Source organism: Acidobacteriota bacterium (assembly GCA_020853395.1).
Lineage (GTDB): Bacteria > Acidobacteriota > Vicinamibacteria > Vicinamibacterales > SCN-69-37 > JADYYY01.
In genome coordinates, this window is sequence record JADYYY010000019.1 from 335,020 (window position 1) to 357,081 (window position 22,062).

A 22,062-nucleotide genomic window follows, 5' to 3' on the forward strand; every position below is an offset into this window, starting at 1 on the left:
TCACGCCAACGAGCCGCTTGCGTGGCATTTGCCTTGCACAAACGACGGGCGCGCGCCTGCTGGAGAGCTTCACGTGTCCAGAATTCCCCGACGTCATTTGAACCTGATCGCCGTGCCGCTGCTTCTCGCGGCGATGCTCGCGCTGTGGCCGTCGACGGCGGAAGCGCAGCGCCGCCGCTATCCCGCACGTTCCGTCATCGTCGTCGGCGGCAGCTACGGCTACCCGTGGTACCCCTACTACGGCATGTGGCCGCAGTTCGGCTACCCGTGGGGACCGTGGGGCGGGCCGCCCTACTACGGCTACCCGATGCAGGACCAGCTCACGGCGTCCGTCCGGGTCGACGTCACGCCGCGCGATGCGGAGGTGTTCGTCGACGGCTACTCCGCCGGTCGCGTCGACGACTTCGACGGCGTCTTCCAGCGGCTGCGCCTCAGGCCGGGCAACCACGAGGTCACGCTCTACAAGCCTGGCTATAGAACCATCAGGCAGAACATCTACGTCGGGCCGCGGTCCGACCAGAAGATCCGCTTCGACATGGAGCCGCTCGCCGCGGGCGAGACGTCCGAGGCGCCGCCTCAGCCGACGACGCCGCGCGAGGAGCAGGGGCGCTTCCCGTTCGACGAACCGTTCGGACCGGAGCCGCCGCAGCCGCCGAGCCAGGGCGCGCCGCCGCCGGATGCGGCGCGGGCGCCGGCACGCTTCGGCACGCTGTCGGTGCGCGTGCAGCCGGCTGACGCCGAGATCCTCGTCGACGGCGAGCGCTGGTCGGCGCCGGCCACGCAGGATCGGCTGACGATTCAGTTGGCCGAAGGGCGCCATCAGATCGAAGTCCGCAAGGCCGGGTTCGCCTCGTATCGCGAGGACGTGCTCATCCGCCGCGATCGCGCGTTGACGCTGAACGTCAGCCTGCTCCGCGGCGACGGGCAGTGAAGAGCGGGCGCGTCATGAGAATCACGTCCTTCGTGCGCGGCGCCGCGATCGCGGCGGCGTGCGCAGTCGCGTCCGCCACGGCTGCCGGCGCGCAATCCACCGGGCCGCTGACGCTTCAGCCCATCACGTCGTCGATCGTGTTCGCACCGGACGTCAAGGTGACGACGATCGACGACAAGACCGGGGTCCTGGCCGGTGCGTACGTCGGCAGGCTCATCGAGAACCGCGTGCTGGTAGCCGCCGCCGCTTACGGCTTGACCCAGCCGAGAGACGACGCGCGGATGTTCTACGGCGGGTTGCTGTTCGGGACGCGGATCGTGGGCAGCGATCGGGTGGATGTCTCGGCGCGCGCGCTCGCCGGCTTCGGCACGGCCACCGCATATCGGGTGGTCGAGTTCACCGCGGACCGGCCGCCGCACGGGCGCTGGAGCGGCCCGTCACCGCTTGCCAGCGGCGGCGCGACGTTTCGCGTGGGCTATCGCGATCGGTTCGCGCTCGTGGAGCCAGAGCTGCGGCTGGCGCTGCGGCTGACCGGCGCGCTCAGCGTGAACCTCGGCGCCGGTTATCGCGTGACGTCGGCCGACGGCTGGCTGAACGAGGCGTTCCGCGGGCCCACCGGCGCCGTCGGCGTGCAGTTCGAGATCGGGCGGTAGCGAGGTAACGGCTCTACCGGGAGGCCGCATCCCCTACAATCGCGCGAGCGATGGCGTTGCCGCCAGGCTCGCGCTTCGGGCCGTACGAGCTGACCGCTCTGCTGGGCGCGGGCGGGATGGGCGAGGTCTACCGCGCGCGCGATACGCGGCTCGGACGCGACGTCGCCGTCAAGGTGCTGCCGGCCGGGGCACAGTCGGCCGAGGCCCGCCAGCGCTTCGCGCGCGAGGCGCGCGTGGTGGCCGCGCTCCAGCACCCCAACATCTGCGGCGTGTACGACGTCGGCGACACGCCAGACGGCCACGGCTATCTCGTCATGGAGCTGCTCCAGGGCGAGACGCTCCAGCAGCAGATCGCCCGCGCCTCGCCGCCCCCGCCGCTCGACCACGTCCTCGACACCGCGGCCGCGCTCGCCGATGCGCTCGAGGCGGCTCACGCTGCCGGCGTCGTCCACCGCGACATCAAGCCGGCCAACATCGTCCTGACGCCGCGGGGACCGAAGATCCTCGACTTCGGCATCGCGAAGACGCCGGTGGACCAGTCGCCGGACGGCGCGACCACGAAGGGCGCGTGGCGCACCGAGACCGGCATCACGCTCGGCACGCTCGCCTACATGTCGCCGGAACAACTGCGCGGCGAGCCGGTCGATGCGCGATCCGATCTGTTCTCGTTCGGCCTCGTGCTCTACGAGATGATCGCGCGACGGCCGGCGTTCACGGGTGACACCGGCGTCGCGGTGGCCGCGGCGCTCCTGCACCGGCAACCCGCACCGCTTCGTGCGGCCCGGCCCGACGTTCCCCCTGCGCTCGAGGCGGTGGTCTTCAAGGCGCTCGAGAAGGATCGAGCGCTCCGCTACCAGCACGCGTCGGAGCTGCGGAGCGATCTGCTGCGGCTGGAACGCGATCTCACCGCGCCTTCGGCCGAGGTGTCGACGAGCGCTGGGCCGACTTCCAGGAGATGGACGACGGCCGTGGCCGCAGGCATCGGGTTGGCGCTCGCGCTGGCTGCCGGGTTCGTCTACTCGAGACCCTCGCGCGCCGCCGCGCTCTCGGACACCGACACCATCGTCCTCGCCGACTTCTCGAACACCACGGGGGATGCGGTGTTCGACGACACGCTGCGCCAGGGCCTGTCGGTGCAACTCCAGCAGTCGCCGTTCCTCAGCCTGGTGGCCGAGGCGCGCATCCGTCGCACGTTGGGTCAGATGGGGCAGCCGGCCGATGCGCGCGTGACGCCGCAGTTGGCTGCCGAAGTGTGCGAACGCGTGGGCGCGACGGCCGTGCTCGACGGTTCCATCACGTCGCTCGGCACCCAGTACGTGATCGGGCTGCGCGCGCGCACCTGCGCGACGGGCGACCTGCTGGCCGAAGAGCAGACGCAGGCTGCTCGCAAAGAGGATGTGCTGGATGCGCTCAGCCGCGTGGCCACGGCGTTTCGCGCCCGCGTCGGCGAGTCGCTCGCCACCGTGACGCAGTACTCGGTGCCGCTGGTCGAGGCGACGACCCCATCTCTCGAAGCGCTGAAAGCGTACAGCGCCGCGCAGCGCATCAACCTGAGCAGGGGCGGCTTCGAGGCCGTGCCGATGTACCGCCGAGCCCTCGAGCTCGATCCGGCATTCGCGGTGGCGCACGGCGGGCTTGGCCTGGCCTACAGCGCGATGGGCGAGAGCGCAGCCTCGATCTTCCACACCAGGCGCGCGTTCGAGCTGCGCGGCCGGGCGACGGATCGCGAGCGCTTCTACATCTCGGTGCTGTACGAGCGGCAGGTCACGGGCAACCTGGAACGGGCGCGGCAGGTCTTCGACGCCTGGCTGCAAGTCTATCCGCGCGATGCCGTCGGGCACTGCCTCTATGGGGGCTTCACGACGCACGGAACCGGCCGCCTGGAGCAGGTGATCGACGAGTCCGCGAAGTGCCTGTCGCTCGATCCGGACATCGGGTATGGATACGCCAACACCGCGCTCGCCAGCATCTTCCTGGATCGGCCGGACCAGCGAGCGACGCGCTGGCCCGTGCCGACGCCCGCAAGCTGCAGATGGCGGAGTACCCGGTGCTGCGGCACTGGATTGCGTTCCTGCGAGGGACCCAGGTGGCATCGGACCAAACGGCGACGAGCGCCGCCGGAGACGCGGCGCCGTTCATGGCGCACGTGCAGTCGCTCCTGCCGGCGCTGCACGGCGCGCTCGGTCGCGCGCGGACCCTCTCGCATCGGGCGACGGAGATCGCGCAGCGGAACGGCCGTGCGGAGAGCGCCGCGACCTTCGCGGTGAGCGAGGCCGTGTGGGAAGCGGTCTGGGGCCGGACCGACGCTGCCCGGGCGCGGGCTCGGTTCGCGCTCGGTCTGGCGACAGGACGGGACGTCCAGTTCGGCGCGGCCGTGGCCCTGGCGCTCTCGGGCGACTCGCGGAGCGCTCAGCCGCTCGCCGGCGACCTGGCGGCGCGGTTTCCGGAGGACACGTCCGTGCAGACGAACTACCTGCCGGTGTTGAGCGCATTCCGTTCGCTCGCGGCGAACGAGCCGGCAAGAGCGCTCGAGGCGCTCGAGGCGAACCGGCCCTACGAGGGGGCCACGCCCGCGATCACCTTCAACTGGTTCTTCGGCGGCCGGTATCCGCTGTACCTTCGCGGCGTCGCGCTCGCGTCGCTCGGGCGGCAGCGCGAAGCGGTCGAGGAGCTCCGCAAGCTGCTCGATCGACGCGGCCTGCTGCTCGCCGATCCGCTCGGCGCGCTCGCGCGCGTGCAGCTCGCCCGCGCCTACGCCGCAAGCGGCGACCTGGCCCAGGCTCGCGCGTCCTACCAGTCGTTCTTCGACCTGGCGAAGGACGCCGATCCCGGTTTGCCCCTGGTCGAACAGGCGCGAGCCGAGCTCGCGCGCCTGCCGTGACTGGACACGAATGGGGTACCGGGCCGGATGACGCGAGCTCGCTCCGCGCGTGAGGTCCGGAGCTTCGTTCGCCGGACGGCCTTGCGCTACGCGAGCGCCTTGACCTCCGCGAGCACGTCTTCGGCGTGACCTTCGACCTTCACGTTGTCCCAGCGCTTCGCGACCTTGCCGTCCGGTCCGATCAAGTACGTCGTGCGCACGATGCCCATGTACTTCCGGCCGTAGCGCGACTTCTCCTGCCACACGCCGTACTTCTCGGCGACCTCGTGATCCGCGTCGGCGAGCAGCGGGAACGTGAGCGCGTACTTCTCGGCGAACTTCGCCTTGCTCTTCTCGTCCAGGATGCTCGCGCCGAGGACGACGGCCTTGCCGGCCTTGAACTTCGGCAGGTTGTCCCGGAACGCGCACGACTCCGCCGTGCATCCCGGGGTGTCGTCTTTGGGGTAGAAGTACAGCACGGCCGGTTTGCCCGCGTAGTCCGAGAGCGAGTGCGCGCGGCCGTTCTGATCCTTCAGGGTGAACGCAGGGGCCTTGCGGCCCGGCTCGATGAGCGGCATCCCGGTAGTCTACCGAAGGCCCAGGATCTTCCGCACCGCATCGATGAGCGCGTCGGCCTCTTCATCCGTGCCGATCGTGATGCGCAGCGCGTCTCTCACCTCGGGCGCGTCGAACCAGCGCACCAGGATCTTCCGTTCGCGCAGCCGCCGCAGCCAGTCCGAGGCCGGCGGGCCCGGGGGCATGGCGAGGATGAAGTTCGTCTGGCTCGGCAGCACGCGGAAGCCGTGCGCCGTGAGCGCGTGCGACAGCCGCGCGCGCGTGGCGACGATGCGGCGGAAGTTGCGGCGGTAGTAGGCGAGGTCGGCGAGCGTTGCCTCCGCGGCGATCTGGCCGAGGCCGTTGACGTTGTAGCTGTCGCGCACCTTGTCGAGCGCCGCGACGAGATCGGGATGGCCGACGACGTATCCGACGCGCTGGAAGCAGAGCGAGTACGCCTTCGAGAACGTGCGCGCGACGAGCACGTGCGGGTGCGTCAACGCCAGCGCCATGGCGTGGTCGTCCGCGAAGTCCACGTAGGCCTCGTCGAGCACGACGATGCCGGTGTGCGTGCGGCAGAGGGCGTCGAGCGTGGCGGTCGCGTACCCTCGCCCGCTCGGCGCGTTCGGCGTCGTCACGAAGCTCAGGGCCGCGCGCGGATTCCAGCCGCGCCGCGCTCGTGCCGCGGAACCCGGCAGGCCGAAATCGCTTTCGAGCGGCACGGCGGTCCTGTGCGCGCCGTGGATGTCGGCGAGCACCGGATAGAGCGAGTAGCTCGGCGTGAAGTACTGGACGGTCGAGCGCGCGCGCGCGACGCCGCGCGCGGCCGGCTCGACGAACGCGCGCGTGGCCAGGGCCAGGAGCTCGTCCGACCCGTTGCCCACGATCACGTGCGCCGGCGTGCACCCGTGCAGCCGCGCGAGCTTCTCTCTCAGCCGCTCGCTCGTCGGGTTGGGGTACAGCCGGAGCCTGGCGTCCGCGGCCGCCTTGACGGCCTCGAGCACTCGTGGTGACGGTGGATACGGGTTCTCGTTGGTGTTGAGCTTGATCAGCCCCCTGACCCTCGGCTGCTCGCCCGGCACGTACGCGTGGAGCTTCCGGACGAGCGGACGGATCAGGTGGCGGGCGGATTTGGGCGGCATGCAGCCCTCAATCCTACCGCCATCGCATCGGTGCATCGTCTCACCCAGGTGCGGCCGCGAGCCGGTGCCCTTCCTCCCGCATCGCCACACCGTCCTCACCGCGCCGGGAATCAAGGGACGCGTCCGTGCGATCGCGGCGCCGCGTCGTGACGATGCGCATTCGCGCACGGTCTTCGATCTGCTGCGCCGGACCCGTTCGGTCGCCGATCACGTGCACCAGCTAAGTTCAAAGCGATCAAGGTGATCGAGCCGCGGCTGTGCGTGAGGGGATCGCGGGCGATGGGTGAGCGCGACGTCGCGGAGGGGTGTGACGGCAACGGCACCAGGGGACAACGCGCCGGCACAGGGGTGTGAAGGCGATCGCGCGTGGGTGTGCGGCCGCCAGTGAATCGGTCTGACGGGCAATGACGACGGGTGCGCGCGCGGCCGTAGACGGAGGAGCGCAGCCGTGCGAATAGGTGCGCCGGCCCGCAAAAACGGGTGAGCAGCCAGGCGCGATGCGGTGAGATCTCGATTGCCGATGGGTCCGTCGGGCTAGCCGGACGGGTTGCCGCTACCCGGTTTTCAGAGCTTTCAGAACAATTCAGATTGGCGCGAACGACTTCCCGAGGGCTGACGCGAGACGATGCGCGTCGGAGGTCGTCATGAAGAGAATCGATCGTGTCCGTTACGAAATGCTGTTGAGAGTCCGTGACTTCTGGAACGTGCACCGTGCGCTGTTCCCGGAGTCGTCCGCAGGCGGGCAGGCCTTCGCCAGCGTGGCACAGGCCGTGGCCGGCATCGACGCGCACCTGACGTCGAAGGCGCTCGCCGCCAAGGAGGGCCGCAGGGCGAAAGCCGCTGCCCGCGCGGCCCTGACCCGGATCATGCGCAGGATCGTGCGCACGGGCCGGGGACTGAAGCGCACGTTGCCCGACCAGGAGAACAACCTCGAGATGCCCACGCGCTCGTCCGACGTGGCGCTGCTCGCGGCCGCACGTCTGTTCATCGGTGAAGTCGAGGCGAACAGGGACAGGCTCGTGTACCTGGGCCTGCCGCCCGATGTCACCACCTCGCTCCGCGACGCCACCGACGCGTTCGAACGCGCGATGCGGGGGCGCCGCACCGGCCGGTCCGACCTGGCCGCCGCGAAGGCCGGCTTCACCTCGGCGCTGGCGCTCGGCCTCGACGCTGTCCGCACCCTCGACATCGTCGTCGTCAACGCGCTGGAGCAGGATCCGGTGCTGCTGGCCAAGTGGGAGCGTGATCGCCGCGTGGTCGGCGGCCGATCGAGGGCCGAGCCGAAACCGGCGCTCGGGCCGCCGGCTCTCCCGGCCGTCGCGCCGGAGGGAAGCACGAGCGAGACGTCCGACGCGCCATCGGCAGCGGCAGAGAAGCCGGCGCCGGATGAGGGGCCGGACGACCTGCTGCGGAGGGCGTCGTGACGTGCTCTCCACGGCGAACACGTCGCGGCATCCACCCGCTCGAGGACGCCGCGTCGCGTCGCTGATTGAACCACCACATCGGGGACGTCGGGCGCCGAAGAGCGGCGTCCCGGCGTCTCCGACCTTCCGACTCCGTGAAGAACCGCTCGTCGAGTGTTCAGACTCTCAGCGCCGGCGCCGCCGAACGTTTGCCCCGATGATGAGCAGCCCGCCGAGCGCGGCGAGTGCGCCGTTGATCTGCCATCGCGTCTGGCCGGTCATCGGGCTGCCCAGCAGCGCCCCGATGCCCTGCAGGAACCACACAGCATCGACGAGCACGAGCAGGCCGCCGAAGACGAGCAGCGCGATTCTCAGCACGAGTCTGACCTCCAGTGAGCATGCTCACGCGTCCTCGCGCTCGGGGGCCACGGGCAGCGTCAGCTTCACGAGCAGGCCCGGATGCGCGTTCTCGGCCGCGACCGATCCGTGGTGCAGTTGCATGGCCCGGTGCACGATCGCCAGGCCGAGCCCGACGCCGCCGGTGTCCGTCTGTCTCGACTCGTCCACGCGGTAGAACGGCCGAAAGACGTTCGTGATGTCCTTCTCAGGAACGCCAGGTCCGACGTCGCGCACGGACACCGTTGCCGACGCGTCGCTCTCTGCGAGCTCGACCTGCACCTGAGCACCGGCGGGCGAATGCCGGATGGCGTTGCGCAGGACGTTCTCGACGGCCCGCCGCAGCAGCTCGGGATTGCCGATCACCGGTTGTTCCGCGCGGCCGGTCCACACGATGCTGCAACCTCGTGCCTCCGCATCCAGCCGGCAGGCGTCGATGACGTCGGTGACGAGCGGCGCGAGCGCCAACCGCCTCATGTCGCGCGCCTCTGGGTCGCCTTCCGCTCGTGTGATCTCGACCAGCTCGCCGACGAGACCCGCCAGCCGGTCGATGTCGCGCTGGAGGCGATCGATCGCGGCCTGACGGTCCGGTGCCGTGCGGGCGAGCTCCGCGGCGAAGCTGAGCCGCGCGAGCGGCGACCGCAGCTCGTGCGAGATGTCCTGCAGCAGCCGTCGTTCGGCGGTCAGCAACGTCTGGATGCGATCGGCCATCTGATTGAACGACGACGCCAGCGTGCCGATCTCGCTCCGTCCTCGGTACGGCACCCTGACGTCGAGGTCGCCGCGGCCGAACCGGTCCGCCGCCGACGCGAGCGTCCGGAGCGGCGAGGCGATCCCGATCGTCACCAGCCACGAGATCAGTAGCACCGCCGACACGATCAGCAGGTAGAACGGAGCGAAACTGCGCATCGTGAACGGCGGATCGTCGAGGACCAGCAGCCAGTAGCGGCCGTCGGGCGACGCGCGCCCGTACGCGAAGCGGCCGCGGAGAGGCACCGGCCCGTCGCCGGCCCGCCGCAGCGCGTCCAGGACCTCGAGCCGATTGTCGCCCGTGGTGACGTCGCGTCCTGCGCTGTCGGTCAGGTGATGCTCCGCGCCGAAGGCGGCGTCCAGGCTCGCCAGAAACCGGCTCGCCGCCTCCCTCCCGTCACGTTCGTAGACGCTCGCCGCCTGACTGACCTGCACCGTGTAGGTGCCGCGGAACAGGTTGCCGACCGCACCGAAGATCACGTTGCGGGTGATCCAGACGAACGCCGCCAGCGAGACGACGACCGTGAGGAACGACGCGATCAGAATCCGGACGTACAGGGAACGCAGCGGCCCCTCGCTATTCGGTCTCGTGACGGGTGACGATCCCGCTCGGTTGCCACTGTTCCATCATGTCGTTCCTTGGAACGGGAGGGAACGTCCCTCTACGTCCTTGCGACTGTCGCCGCGAGCCGCGCGGGGGCCGGGTCAACTTTCGTGAAGACACGCCAGCGGTCAGGCCGCCTGCCGGATATCGCGCTCGACTTGGCCGTCGCGAACGTGAATGGTGCGGTGCGCGTAGGCCGCCACGTCAGCCTCGTGCGTGACGAGCACGATCGTGTTCCCCGCCTGGTGCAGCTTGGCGAACAGGCCCATGATCTCGACGCCCGTCTTCGAGTCGAGATTCCCCGTCGGCTCGTCCGCCAGCAGAATCGACGGGGTGTTCACGAGGGCGCGCGCGATGGCGACGCGCTGCCGCTGGCCTCCCGACATCTCGTTCGGGCGGTGATGCTGGCGGTTCGTCAGCTCGACGCGCTCGAGCGCCTCGGCCGCACGCGTCGCCCTCACGCGCGCCGGCACGCCCGCGTACACGAGCGGCAGCTCCACGTTGTGCAGGGCCGTGGCCCGGGGCAGGAGATTGAACGTCTGGAAGACGAACCCGATCTCCTCGTTCCGAATCCGGGCGAGCTCATCGTCGGTCATCTGGCTCACCTGCTCGCCGTTGAGCAGATAGCTGCCCTTCGTCGGCGTATCCAAGCACCCGACGAGGTTCATGAGCGTGGACTTGCCCGAGCCGGACGGGCCCATGATGGCGACGTACTCGCCGCGCTCAATCGACAAGGTCGTGCCGCGGAGCGCGTGCACGTCCTCCTCACCCATGCGGTACGTCTTCCAGAGGTCGCGAACTTCGATCAACGCCATGCCGGGACTCCTCACGGATGCTATTCGTAGCGGAGCGCCTCGATGGGATCCATTCGCGACGCCCGCACGGCAGGCAGCATGCCGAAGAGCACGCCCACACCCGCCGAGAATCCAATCCCAATCGCGAACGACCACCACGGGAGCGAAATCGGGAAGCCGCTGAGATAGTGCACGGCCCACCCGGCCGCCGCGCCGGACACGATGCCGATGAGCCCGCCCGCCGACGTCAGGAACACCGCTTCGAGCAGGAACTGGAACAGGACTTCCGAGCGTCTGGCGCCGAGCGCCTTGCGGACGCCGATCTCCCGCGTGCGCTCGGTCACGCTGATGGTCATGATGCTCATGACGCCGATGCCGCCAACGAGCAACGCGATGGACGAGAGCACGACGAGCGCGAGCAACGTGGCCTGGCTGATCTGTTCCCAGATGGCCAGGAAGGCGTCCTGTGTCACGAGATCGAAGTCGTTCGGCTGATCGACCCGCAGTGCGTGCCGGGCGCGCATGACCTCCTCGACTTCGCGCTTCACCTGTTCGACCCCGACGCCCTCGCGGGGGATCGCGGCGATCATCGTGCCGCGCGACGTGCCCCGCGCGAGATCGTTCAGCCGAATGCCGTACTGCTTCGCGTACGTCGTCACGGGAATGACGACGAAATCGTCTGCGCCGACGTTGAAGCCGCCCGGGCTCGGCCGCTTGGCCATGATGCCGACCACCGTGAACGCCTCGAACCCGATGCGCACGGGCTTGCCGAGCGGATTCACGTTCGGAAACAGCGCCGAGGCCGGTGACTGTCCCAACACGGCCACGCGAGCTCGCCGCTGGACCTCACCGGCGGTGAAGAACCGGCCCGTGTCCACCGGCAATTGCTGCGCGGCGGGCCAGTTCTCCGTGGTGCCGAACACCTGCAGCGGCTTCGTCCGCTGGTTGCCGGCGAAGATGCGCTCCGACCGGCCGCCGGGGCCGCCGGTTCCGAGCGTCAGGTCCACGAACTCGACCGACGGCGCCCCGCGCTCGACGGCGTCGGCATCGGCCGCGGTGATGTTCGGCCGCATGATCAGTTCCTGGAACGATCGCCCCGACGAGAAGCTCACGACCGACATCTTGGAGACGAAAACGGTGTTCGGTCCGAGCGTGCGGAACACGTCGCGGATGGACTCGTCGAAACCGCGGATCATCGCCGTCATGCCGACGATGGACGTGATGCCGATCACGATGCCGAGCACCGTCAGGAACGATCGAAGCTTGTTGCCGCGCACCGTCTCCCACGACATCGAGACGATTTCGCCGATCAAACTGAAACGCACGTCATTCCTTTCGGAGCGCTTCGATGGGATCGAGCGCCGCGGCCCGCGCGGCCGGATACATGCCGAAGAACAGGCCGACGGCCGCCGTCATGCCGATCCCCAGCACGACGGACCAGGGCTCGACGATGGCAGGCAGCGGCGTGACCTGGCTGAGGGCCCACGCGACCAGAAAACCGCACGCCGTGCCCCAGAGCCCGCCAAAGGTGGAGAGCGTGATCGACTCGGTGAGAATCTGCCACATGATGTCGCGTCGTCGCGCGCCGAGCGATTTGCGCAGGCCGATCTCGCGCGTGCGTTCGCTCACGACCATCAGCATGATGTTCATGATCACGATGCCGCCGACGACCAGCGAGAGGCTGACGACGCCGATGAGCACCGCGAACAGCCCGGTGGTGGCTTGCGAGTAGATGGCGAGGAACGTGTCGGACGTCAGGATGCCGAAGTTGTCGGGCTCCGACGGCCGCAAGCGCCGGTCCACGCGAAGCGCCACGCGCACCTCGTCCATCGCCACCTGCACGAGCGACGGATCGATGGGGCGCACCGTCAGATCGAGAGACTGGGTCGATCCGAACACCTTGCGGTACGCGGGAAGCGGCACCACCGCCCATTCATCCTGCGACTGGCCGAGCAGCGACCCCTTCTGGGGTGCGACGCCGACGATCTCGAACTGCACCCCGGCGATCGCGAGCGTCTTGCCGAGCGGCTCGACGGACCCGAAGAGCCTGTCGGCGACGCCCCAGCCGATGATGGCGACGAAGCGGCCGCGATCGAACTCGGTGGGCGTGATGGCGCGCCCGCGTTCGATGTTCGTCGAGGGAAGCGAGAGATACTCCTTCGTGAGGCCTCGAACCTGCACCGAGTCGAGCGACTCGTTGCGGAACTTCATCTCGGCGTTCTGAGACGCCTCGGCCATCACCATGCCGACGCTCGTCGCGAAGGCGTGAATCGCGTCCCTGTCGTCGAGCGTGATCCGCGGGTTGCTCTCCTGCCGGAGCTGCTCGTCGTCGGTGGCGCTCAGCCCCGTCCGTCGAACCGAGAACGAGTCGGCGGCGAACTGCGTCTGGATGGCGTCCTCGACCGACGCGTTGAGCCCCTGCACCAGCGAGACGACCGCGATGATCGACGTGACGGCGACCACGTTGCCGATCACGGTCAGGAGAGAGCGGAGCTTGTTGGCCCAGATGGCCTGCAGCGCGATGCCCGCGGCTTCGAAGAACTGCTGCATCACGGATTCCGTTCGAACAGATACCCGGTGCCGCGGACGGTCCGGATGGGATCCTGCCCGAGATCCTTCAGCTTGCGGCGCAGGTGACTGACGTGCACGTCGACGCTGCGCTCGTAGGGCGAGGCTTCACGCTGATAGAGCACGGCCGCGATCTGATCGCGGGACACGATGCGGCCCGCCGATCGGACGAGCAGATCGAGAATCTCGAACTCCACGGAGGTGAGCGGCAAGGCCGTGCCGTTGCACCAGGCCTGGCGCCGCTCTTCGTTCACGCGCACCGAACCGACCTCGATCGTCGTCGCGGGTGCGTGCCAGCTTCCGCCGGCGCGACGCAGCACGGCGGAGATCCTGGCCATCAGCTCGGCGGGGTGGAAGGGCTTCGGCAGGTAATCGTCGGCGCCGGTATTCAGGCCATCGACGCGATCCTGCGCCCCCGCGCGGGCCGTCAGCATGATGATGGGAACCCGGCTGCGGCGCCGGACCTGACGGAGCACCTCGAACCCGTCGAGCACCGGCAGCATGACGTCCAGCAGGACGACGTCGTGGCCGGGACGAAGCGCGGCGGCCAGACCGGAGCGGCCGTCGTGCGCGGTGTGCACGAGGCAGCCTTGCTCGCGCAGGTACTCGCTCATCACCTCGCACAACTCGAGGTCGTCGTCGACGATCAGCACGACCGGACGTCGCGCCGCCGGCGCTGCGTCCGAGTCGCCGGATGCGGGCTGCGATTCGTGGTCTGACATGGCGATCACGACACTAGCACCGGGATTTCAGACGTCCGAGCACGGGCTCAGTCGCCGGCCCCGCGGCCGCCGCCTCCGCCTTCCGGCGGGGGAGGCGGAAGCATGGACCCGCCCGGCGTCGCCTCCGCAACGGCGGCGGACGAGACGACGGCGTCGCCATCCTTCAAGGAGCGGACACTCGCGAACGGCCCGGTGATGACCTGCACGCCCGCGGTCAAGCCGCCCAGCACCTCGAAGTACTTCTCGCCCGCGATGCCGGTCTCGACCGGCACGAACTTCGCCCGCCCAGCGTCGACCACGAACACGCCCACGAGCTCCTTGCGCGACTCGCCGTCCTTCGGCACGACCGGTGCCGGTGTGGGGCTGCCGGTCCCCGTGGGCGAGGAGGGCACGATCCTGCCGTTCGTGTCGACGATCAGCTCGCGAACGGTCATCGCCTGGATCGGCACTCCCAGCACCTTGGCTCGCGTGGCCGTCGTGATCGTCGCCGTGCAGGTGAAGCCAGGCCGAACGTTCGGCACGTCACCCTCGAGCTGCACGACGACCTTGAAGTTCGTGGCGCGCCCGGTCGTGGCCGTCCCGCTGGTCGTGGTGATCGGGCTGTTGCCGACCTCGGTGACTCGACCGGGGAACGATTCGTCCGGAAACGCGTCGATGGCGACGCTCGCGCGTTGGCCGACGGCGACGTACGGCACGTCGGTCTCGTCGACTTCGATCTCGGTCTCGATGATGGACATGTCGGCGACCACGAGCAGGACGGTGCCAGCGTTGTTCATGGTGCCGACCACGGCGGTTTCGCCTTCCTCGACGTTGCGCTTCGTGATCAGGCCGTCGATCGGCGCGACGACCCTGACCTTGTTCAGATCGAAGCGCGCGCTGGCGACGTTGGCCTCTTCGACCTTGATCCGTTGTTCCTGGGTGAGAACCGACTGCTCGCTGACCCGGAGATCGGTCTCGCGCATCTTCAGGTCGTTCTGCGCGCGTTCGTACGTCTCGCGGGGAATCAGGCCGGCGCGCCACAAGTCCTGCTGACGACGCAGCGTGTCGGTGGCCTGCTGCAGGGCGACCCTGGCGCTCTCGATCTGCGATCTCGTCTGCTCCAGTTGCGAGCGCGCCGACGCCAGCGACGCCTCGCGATTCTGCACGACCGTCTCGAGATTCCGTGGATCGATCTCGAGGAGCAGCTCCCCCTTCTGGACCCGTTGACCCTCGGTGACCGCCAGGTTCACCACCTTGCCCATGGTCTCGGCGCTGATGTTGATCGTCTTCTTCGCCCGGATCTTGCCGCTGGCCGAGACGAGCGCCTGCAGATCGTGCGTCGCGATCGTCTCGACGGTGACCTCGGTGCCGGCAGGTCTGCGTGATCGGTATTGCGCAAAGCCCGCCGCGGAGGCGGCGAGCAGGATGGCGGCGACGATCCACGTCTTCTTCCTCATAGCCGTAACAGACGTGGATGATCCCGTGAGGTTTCGCGTTTCGGGCGCCGCGTGACGGCTCTTAACAAATGTTTACGGCGGCGCGTGGAGCGCCGCGCGGAGAGGCGGTGCGTGACGGTCCTGTCGCCGGACGGCCTCACGTGGCGCCCGGCACAACGCGCGCGATCGCGGGCGCCGGCCGTCGAATGATGCTCGAAGCCGCTCCGGTTCGCTCGGCAGCTTCCAGGCGTCACCCACGTCTGCCTGGGCGTGAGTGAACGCGCACCGAAGGCGATGGAGCTCCACAGCTCTCTCGACTTCGACACGTGGGGTATCGAGCCTGCCGCGTCGATGCTGGTGCGGTCCGTCCTCAGCTTCGGCAGGAACCGATCGGTCCGGCTCAGCGCGTCCCGGTGAAGCCTCGCTTGGCCAGCGCGTCTCGAAGCGCCCGGAGACTGGACTGACAGGCCGTCGTGAGCTTCCCCTTCTCCGTCAGCGACAACGCCAGGGAACGAACGTCCGTGTTGCGACGCGACAGCTCGATGACCTGATTCGTGAGCGTCATGAATCGGTCGAGCGCGGCGCGGGCTTCGGCCAGCCGAGGTGTCGACGCCGGACCGATCACGGAATCGAGCGACGCGAGTGCGGCGCGTGCCGTGGTCTCGGCCTGCCGCACGCGTCGATCGATCCGGCCCATCGTCGCATCGGAGGGCTCGGCGATATGGGGCGCGTGCCACGCCTGAATCTCGCGAACGGCGCCAATCGCGGTCGCCACGAGCGCCCTGCCGTGCCACATCTCTCTCCCTTGAACGGATGCGGCGATGGCTTCGAGCGAATCGCGATACGCATCCGCCGCCTCGAACGCAGGCCCGAAGGACAGACGCTGCGCCTTGACGTTCGAGTTCTCGACCGCGAGATCGAGAACGCGTCGATCGAGCGCGCTGTACGCCGCGAACTGCGTCGCGAACCTCTCGAGACTCTGGGTCTCCTCCGTGTACCGAAGGCCCTGGAGCAGGGAGCGGAGCGCATCGACGCTCCTGAGGACTTCGGCCTTGGCGGCATCGGCGTCCGCGGCGAACGCCATCGACGCGTCGTCCGTGTCGGCCATCACGGCTTTGTTCGCCGAGTCGGCTGCGGTGGTGAACTGAATCTGGAGGTCCGACGAGACCTGGCGCGCTTCTGACAGCCGCTCGAGGGCGGAATTGACGTCGCAGCCAGCGACGACAGCGAGGCAGGAGAGCCCGAGAATCAGGTGACGCGGGATCTTGGTCATGACGTGCCCTATGCTTCAATCCGCCGTTCGGCAGCCCGAGGTTCAGGTGCTCTCGGTCAATGGCACGACTTGCACGGCGGCGTCCGGCACGGCGCTCAGGAACTTGTCGAGCGTCGAGCCCCTCCAGATCAGCTCCCATCGCGCACGCGCCGTCTGACCGAAGATGACGTGCGTGACGCCCTCACGCTGCGCGAATGCGATCAAGCCCTCGGCGGGTTTGTCGGCCTTCACCCGCACGACGATCGCCCCGAGGCTCTCCGCCAGCCGGACGTTCTCGCGCAGCGCCTCCGCATCGGTCTCATCGATCCGTCCCGGTTGTTCGCGTGGCGTCTCGACGTACACCGCGTACCACTTGGAGCCCAACCGCCCGGCAATCCGCGCGCCCGTGCGGATGACACGTGGTGCGAGTGCATTCGAGCTCATGCACACCATCACGCGCTCGGGAATCAGCGCGGGCTCCAGGCCTTCGCGGGCGCGATAGCTCGCCGCCTTCTCTCCGACTTCGTCTGCCACCGCGCGCAAGGCCAGCTCGCGCAACGTCGAGAGGTTGCCCTTTCGGAAGAAGTTGGACAGGGCCTGCTCCACCTTCTCGGGCCTGTAGATCTTGCCTTCACGCAAGCGATTGCGCAGCTCCTCGACCGTGACATCGACGTTGATCACCTCGTCCGCCCGATCGAGAAACGTGTCGGGAACCGTCTCGCGCACGCGCACACCCGTCGTTCGCGCCACCGCATCGTTGAGCGTCTCGAGGTGCTGAATGTTCACCGCCGTGAGCACGTGGATGCCCGCATCGAGAATGTCCAATACGTCCTCGTAGCGCTTCTGATGACGGCTGCCTGGCACGTTGGTGTGCGCCAGTTCGTCGACGACGCAGACCTGTGGCTTGCGCCGGATGATGGCGTCGACGTCCATGTCCTCCAACACCACGCCCCGATAGTCGACCGTGCGCCGTGGAACGACCTCCAGGTCCTTGACCTGCGCCTGTGTCTCGGCGCGGCCGTAGGTTTCGACGAACCCGATGACGACGTCGAGCCCGCGCCCGCGCAGCGCATGGGCTTCCTGGAGCATCTCGTAGGTCTTGCCGACGCCCGGCGCCGCGCCGATGTAGATACGGAGACGCGCGCGATCTCGCTCTTTGATTCGCTCGAGGAGCGCATCGGCGGTCGGACGTCGTTCAGCCATGCGCATCACCTCGCGTGGGCGTACGGTCGACGCGCTCGCTCCACGTTCGCCGTGTGGTGAGAACATGGGACGGACCCGTGAAACGACTCGTCCTGTCGCTCGTCGCCGCCTTCATCGTCGTCCCGATCGCGTTCGTGCTCTACCAGGGGGTGAGCACGCTCCGTGTGTTGACCGAGGTGGAGCGGGAACGTGACACCTGGCAGCGGCCGGGCGACGTCCTGCGCCACCTGAACCTGAGAGCCGGCACCACCGTGGTCGATCTCGGTCTCCACGACGCTGGGCATGGCGCAGGAACCGGCCGGTCTCATGGTCTCGATCCTTCCGAGGCCGAGCCCGTCGTCCTGGCGCAGGGCTTCGAGCTGGTGATGCGCGACGATCGGTTCATCGACCGGCCCTCCGACGATCCCTGGTGGCTGCTCGTGTTCGAGAAGCGCTGATCGCGCCTACCGCTTCGTCGGATGGTCACGATCGAGCGCGAGGTTCAGCTCCAGCACGTTGACGCCCGGCTCGCCGAAGAACCCCAACTGTCGGTCCTCCGTGTGCGCGGCCACGAGACGGCGGACGTCGGCCTCTGAGATGCCGCGTTCCCGCGCGACCCGTGGCACCTGGAAGTCGGCCGCCGCCGGCGAGAGGTGCGGATCGAAGCCCGATGCGGAGGTCGTCACCAGATCGATGGGGACGGGCGCCCGCGGATTCTCCCGGCGTGCCGCCTCGACGTTCGCTTCGACTGCGTCGATGAGCTTCTTGTTGGTCGGCCCGAGTTGGCTGCCCGCCGAGTTCGCGGCGTCATAGGGCGTGCTCGTGGCCGACGGCCGCGACCGGAAGTAGCCCGCGGACGAGAAGCCCTGCCCGATCAACCGTGACCCGACGACGATTCCGTTCCGCTCGATCAGTTGGCCATTGGCTTGGGCGGGGAACGCCAGTTGCGCCACCCCCGTGATGGCCAGCGGATAGGCGATCCCCAAGATGGCCGTCGTGACGATCGTCATCGAGCATGCGATCCGAAGCTGTTGCACGAGTGTCATGGGGAGATCCTCACGCCAGATGGAGGACGCCGATGAGGACGTCGATGAGCTTGATCCCGGCGAAGGGGACGACAATCCCGCCGATGCCGTAGATCAGCAGGTTCCGCCGCAGCAGGGCGGCGGCGCCGATCGCACGATACGGAATGCCGCGCAGGGCCAGCGGCACCAGGGCGACGATGATGAGCGCGTTGAAGATGACCGCCGACAGGATCGCCGACTGCGGCGTCCGCAGACCCATGATGTTCAGCGCGTCGAGGACGGGATAGGTCGCCAGGAACATCGCAGGAATGATGGCGAAGTACTTCGCCACGTCGTTCGCGATCGAGAACGTCGTCAGCGCACCCCGCGTGATGAGCAACTGCTTGCCGATTTCGACGATCTCGATGAGCTTGGTCGGGTTCGAATCGAGGTCGACCATGTTGCCGGCTTCCTTCGCGGCCTGCGTCCCGGTGTTCATCGCGACGCCGACGTCGGCCTGCGCCAGGGCCGGCGCGTCGTTCGTGCCGTCGCCCGTCATCGCGACGAGCTTGCCGTCCGCCTGTTCGCGCTTGATGAGCGTCATCTTGTCTTCAGGGGTCGCCTGGGCGAGGAAGTCGTCCACGCCGGCCTCTTCCGCGATCGACGCCGCGGTCAACGGGTTGTCGCCCGTGATCATGACGGTCTTGATCCCCATCGCCCGGAGCGCGGCGAACCGCTGACGCATCCCGCCCTTGACGATGTCCTTGAGCGCGATGACGCCGAGGACGCGCGCCTTGTCGGCCACCACGAGCGGCGTACCGCCGGCCCGGGCGATGGTGTCGACGGCGCGCCGAAGCTCCGGCGTGATCGCGCCGCCATTGGCGGTGACGTAGGCCGTGATCGCCTCCGATGCGCCCTTCCGGATCTGCCGTCCGTCCACATCGATGCCGGACATGCGGGTCTGCGCCGAGAACGGGATGAACGTCGCTTCCTTGTCCGCGAGCTCGCGACCGCGAATGTGGTACTTCTCCTTCGCCAGGACGACGATGGATCGCCCTTCGGGGGTTTCGTCGGCCAGCGAGGCCAACTGGGCCGCGTCCGCCAGCTCGCCGTCCGTCACGCCGGTCACCGGAATGAACTCCGCGGCCTGCCGGTTGCCCAACGTGATGGTGCCCGTCTTGTCGAGCAGCAGCGTGTGCACGTCGCCGGCGGCCTCCACTGACCGGCCGGACATCGCCAGCACGTTGTGCTGGACGAGGCGATCCATGCCGGCGATCCCGATCGCCGACAGCAGACCGCCGATGGTCGTCGGTATCAGGCACACCAGGAGCGACACCAGGACGAAGAGCGTCTGCGGCGCGCCCGAATACACCGCGAACGGCTGCAACGTCACCACCGCGATCAGGAACACGATCGTGAGGCCCGCGAGCAGGATGTTGAGCGCGATCTCGTTCGGCGTCTTCTGACGCTCGGCACCCTCGACGAGCGCAATCATGCGATCGAGGAAGGTGTGACCGGGGTCGGAGGTGATGCGGACCTTGATCCAGTCCGAGATGACGCGCGTCCCGCCCGTCACGGCCGAGCGGTCGCCGCCGGACTCGCGGATGACCGGCGCCGATTCCCCGGTGATGGCGGACTCGTCGACGGAGGCGACGCCTTCGACGATCTCCCCGTCTCCTGGAATGAACTCGCCTGCATGGACGATGACCACATCGCCCTTTCGGAGCGTCGGGGCCGGGACCTTTTCGATCCGATCGCCAGCGGTGAGCTTGTTCGCCACGGTCTCCGTGCGGGTCTTTCGCAGGGTGTCCGCCTGTGCCTTGCCTCGGCCTTCGGCCATGGCCTCCGCGAAGTTGGCGAACAGCACCGTCAACCACAGCCATGCGGTGATCTGGAACTCGAAGAACAGATCGCCTCGACCGGTGATCGCATCCTGGACCAGCCGCCACGTGGTGAGCACGCTGCCGATTTCGACTACGAACATCACCGGGTTGCGCGCCATCGTTCGCGGATGCAGCTTCCGGAGTGCGTCCGCCGTCGCGCGGCGGACGATCCGGGCATCCCAGATCGAGCGTGCCCGAGCCTGCGCCTGTGTCGCCATTAGAAGACCTGCCCGTTCTGCATCAGGAAGTGCTCGACGATCGGCCCGAGACTGAGGGCCGGGAAGAAGGTCAACGCGCCGACGACCACGATGACGCCCACGAGCAGCGCGCTGAAGAGCGGCGTCGTCACCGGGAACGTGCCCAGCGAGGGCGGCACGTGCTTCTTGCGGCCCAAGCTCGCCGCGATCGCGAGCGGCGGAATGATCATGAAGAAGCGGCCGAAGAGCATGGCGAGGCCGATCGTCGTGTTGTACCAGTTGGTGTTGACGCTCAGCCCGCCGAAGGCCGATCCGTTGTTCGCGGCGCCCGACGAATAGGCGTAGAGGATCTCCGACAGGCCGTGCGGGCCGGGGTTGAAGACGCTGGCGGTGCCGAAGTCCGGCGAGACGGCCGAGACGGCCGTGAACAGCAGGATCACGAGCGAGAAGATCAGGACCGTCAGCATCGCCATCTGGACCTCGAACGCCTGGATCTTCTTGCCCAGGTACTCGGGAGTCCGTCCGACCATCAGGCCGGCGATGAAGACGGACAGGATGACGTAGACGAGCACGCCGTAGAGGCCGGCACCCACGCCGCCGAACACGACCTCGCTGAGCTGCATGTTCGCGAGTGGGACCAGCCCGCCGAGCGGCGTGAACGAGTCGTGCCAGCCATTGATCGCGCCGCAGCTCGCATCGGTCGTCACCGTCGCAAAGAGCGCGGTATTGGCGATGCCGAAGCGGACTTCCTTGCCCTCCATGTTGCCGCCCGACGACATCGGCGTCACCGTCTGATCCGCGCCAGCGGCGGTCAGCAACGGGTTGCCGCGCGCTTCCGCCCAGTACGCCACGCTCACGCCCAGGAGGAACAGAAACGCCATGGCACCCCAGACGGCCCACCCGTGGCGGCGGGATCCCGTCATCGAGCCCAGCGTGTAGGTCAACCCCGCGGAAATCGCGAAGATGCCGAACATCAAGACGAAGTTCGAGAGCGGCGTCGGATTCTCGAACGGGTGCGCGGCGTTCGCGTTGAAGAAGCCGCCGCCGTTCGTGCCGAACTGCTTGATGATCTCTTGGGACGCGACCGGACCCTGCGCGATCACCTGCGTTGCGCCCTCGACCGTGTGCACGGTGTCGTACGGCCTGAGGTTCTGCACCACACCCTGGGACACGAGGAACAACGCCCCGACGACGGCGATGGGTAGCAGGATCCACAGGGACGCTCGCACCAGATCCACCCAGAAGTTTCCGAGCGTCTCCTTTTCGCGCTGCGCAATGCCGCGAATGAACGCAATCGCCACCGCCATGCCCGTGGCAGCGGACACGAAGTTGTGGTACGCGAGGCCGGCCATCTGCGTGAAGTAGCTCATGGTGGACTCGCCACCATAGGCCTGCCAGTTCGTGTTGGTGGCGAACGACACCGCCGTGTTGAACGCCAGCGCCGGAGCGACGCCCGGGAGGCCCTGCGGATTCCAGGGCAGCACGCCTTGCAGGCGCTGGATTGCATACAGGACGACCAGTGAGACGCCGCTGAAGAGGAGCACCGCCACGGCGTACTCGGTCCAGCGCATCTCGCGCGTCTCGTCCACGCCCGTCGCGCGGTAGACGAGCCGCTCGAGCGGCCACAGCACGGGATCGAGCCGAGTGCGCTGGCGCGAGAAGACGCGTGCCATGTACGCGCCGAGCGGAGGCGTCACCGCGAGCAGCGCGAGCAGGAAGAACAGGATCTGAAGCCAGCCGTTCGTGGTCAT

At 68.4% G+C, this 22,062-nt stretch carries 20 protein-coding genes; 6 read left to right on the plus strand and 14 right to left on the minus strand.

Annotated features, from left to right (window positions below):
• Positions 1–73: 73 nt before the first annotated feature.
• The 4 genes from IT184_18010 to IT184_18025 are packed head-to-tail and all read left to right on the plus strand — an operon-like array spanning position 74 to position 4,465.
• Entirely contained in the window at positions 74–931 is an 858-nt protein-coding gene (locus IT184_18010) for a PEGA domain-containing protein (protein MCC7010711.1), read from the plus strand.
• A 14-nt stretch (positions 932–945) separates the two neighbouring features.
• A complete protein-coding gene (locus tag IT184_18015) occupies positions 946–1,584 on the plus strand; it encodes a hypothetical protein (protein MCC7010712.1) in 639 nt (212 codons plus the stop codon).
• 50 nt (positions 1,585–1,634) lie between these two features.
• Entirely contained in the window at positions 1,635–3,851 is a 2,217-nt protein-coding gene (locus IT184_18020) for a protein kinase (GenBank protein MCC7010713.1), read from the plus strand.
• On the plus strand, positions 3,848–4,465 hold the full coding sequence (locus IT184_18025; GenBank protein MCC7010714.1) for a hypothetical protein: 618 nt from the start codon (positions 3,848–3,850) through the stop codon (positions 4,463–4,465). Before IT184_18020 ends, IT184_18025 begins: the two co-directional genes overlap by 4 nt.
• Positions 4,466–4,551: 86 nt before the next feature.
• Here IT184_18025 and bcp read toward each other — a convergent pair whose 3' ends face one another.
• Together bcp and hisC are read right to left on the minus strand one after the other, a co-directional pair.
• Positions 4,552–5,022: a thioredoxin-dependent thiol peroxidase gene (gene bcp, locus IT184_18030; GenBank protein ID MCC7010715.1), complete on the minus strand. Its 471-nt coding sequence runs from the start codon at positions 5,020–5,022 to the stop codon at positions 4,552–4,554.
• 9 nt (positions 5,023–5,031) lie between these two features.
• Positions 5,032–6,141: a histidinol-phosphate transaminase gene (gene hisC / locus IT184_18035; GenBank protein MCC7010716.1), complete on the minus strand. Its 1,110-nt coding sequence runs from the start codon at positions 6,139–6,141 to the stop codon at positions 5,032–5,034.
• A gap of 644 nt (positions 6,142–6,785) precedes the next feature.
• On the opposite strand from hisC, the gene IT184_18040 reads away from it, so the two are divergent.
• Complete coding sequence (locus tag IT184_18040; GenBank protein ID MCC7010717.1) at positions 6,786–7,565, plus strand: hypothetical protein; 780 nt, start codon at positions 6,786–6,788, stop codon at positions 7,563–7,565.
• 165 nt (positions 7,566–7,730) lie between these two features.
• On the opposite strand, the gene IT184_18045 is transcribed toward IT184_18040, so the two are convergent.
• The 9 genes from IT184_18045 to IT184_18085 form a co-directional block, all read right to left on the minus strand.
• On the minus strand, positions 7,731–7,922 hold the full coding sequence (locus IT184_18045; GenBank protein MCC7010718.1) for a hypothetical protein: 192 nt from the start codon (positions 7,920–7,922) through the stop codon (positions 7,731–7,733).
• Between the two features lie 24 nt (positions 7,923–7,946).
• Positions 7,947–9,170 (minus strand): HAMP domain-containing protein, encoded by a 1,224-nt coding sequence (locus tag IT184_18050; GenBank protein ID MCC7010719.1) that lies wholly within the window; start codon positions 9,168–9,170, stop codon positions 7,947–7,949.
• 252 nt (positions 9,171–9,422) lie between these two features.
• A complete protein-coding gene (locus IT184_18055) occupies positions 9,423–10,103 on the minus strand; it encodes an ABC transporter ATP-binding protein (protein ID MCC7010720.1) in 681 nt (226 codons plus the stop codon).
• A gap of 26 nt (positions 10,104–10,129) precedes the next feature.
• On the minus strand, positions 10,130–11,413 hold the full coding sequence (locus IT184_18060) for an ABC transporter permease (protein ID MCC7010721.1): 1,284 nt from the start codon (positions 11,411–11,413) through the stop codon (positions 10,130–10,132).
• A 1-nt stretch (position 11,414) separates the two neighbouring features.
• Positions 11,415–12,638 carry an ABC transporter permease gene (locus IT184_18065; GenBank protein ID MCC7010722.1) on the minus strand — a complete coding sequence of 408 codons (1,224 nt, stop codon included), beginning with the start codon at positions 12,636–12,638 and terminating at the stop codon, positions 11,415–11,417.
• Positions 12,638–13,378 (minus strand): response regulator transcription factor, encoded by a 741-nt coding sequence (locus tag IT184_18070; protein ID MCC7010723.1) that lies wholly within the window; start codon positions 13,376–13,378, stop codon positions 12,638–12,640. Before IT184_18070 ends, IT184_18065 begins: the two co-directional genes overlap by 1 nt.
• A 47-nt stretch (positions 13,379–13,425) precedes the next feature.
• A complete protein-coding gene (locus IT184_18075; GenBank protein ID MCC7010724.1) occupies positions 13,426–14,814 on the minus strand; it encodes an efflux RND transporter periplasmic adaptor subunit in 1,389 nt (462 codons plus the stop codon).
• 379 nt (positions 14,815–15,193) lie between these two features.
• Complete coding sequence (locus IT184_18080) at positions 15,194–16,066, minus strand: hypothetical protein (GenBank protein ID MCC7010725.1); 873 nt, start codon at positions 16,064–16,066, stop codon at positions 15,194–15,196.
• 42 nt (positions 16,067–16,108) lie between these two features.
• Positions 16,109–17,254, minus strand: coding sequence for a universal stress protein (locus tag IT184_18085; GenBank protein MCC7010726.1), 1,146 nt, complete (start codon positions 17,252–17,254; stop codon positions 16,109–16,111).
• A gap of 71 nt (positions 17,255–17,325) precedes the next feature.
• Between IT184_18085 and IT184_18090 the strand changes: the two genes are divergently transcribed.
• Positions 17,326–17,685: a hypothetical protein gene (locus tag IT184_18090; GenBank protein MCC7010727.1), complete on the plus strand. Its 360-nt coding sequence runs from the start codon at positions 17,326–17,328 to the stop codon at positions 17,683–17,685.
• A 6-nt stretch (positions 17,686–17,691) separates the two neighbouring features.
• On the opposite strand, the gene kdpC is transcribed toward IT184_18090, so the two are convergent.
• The 3 genes from kdpC to kdpA are packed head-to-tail and all read right to left on the minus strand — an operon-like array spanning position 17,692 to position 22,062.
• A complete protein-coding gene (gene kdpC / locus IT184_18095; protein MCC7010728.1) occupies positions 17,692–18,273 on the minus strand; it encodes a potassium-transporting ATPase subunit KdpC in 582 nt (193 codons plus the stop codon).
• Between the two features lie 10 nt (positions 18,274–18,283).
• Positions 18,284–20,332: a potassium-transporting ATPase subunit KdpB gene (gene kdpB, locus IT184_18100; protein ID MCC7010729.1), complete on the minus strand. Its 2,049-nt coding sequence runs from the start codon at positions 20,330–20,332 to the stop codon at positions 18,284–18,286.
• Entirely contained in the window at positions 20,332–22,062 is a 1,731-nt protein-coding gene (kdpA, locus tag IT184_18105; GenBank protein ID MCC7010730.1) for a potassium-transporting ATPase subunit KdpA, read from the minus strand. Before kdpA ends, kdpB begins: the two co-directional genes overlap by 1 nt.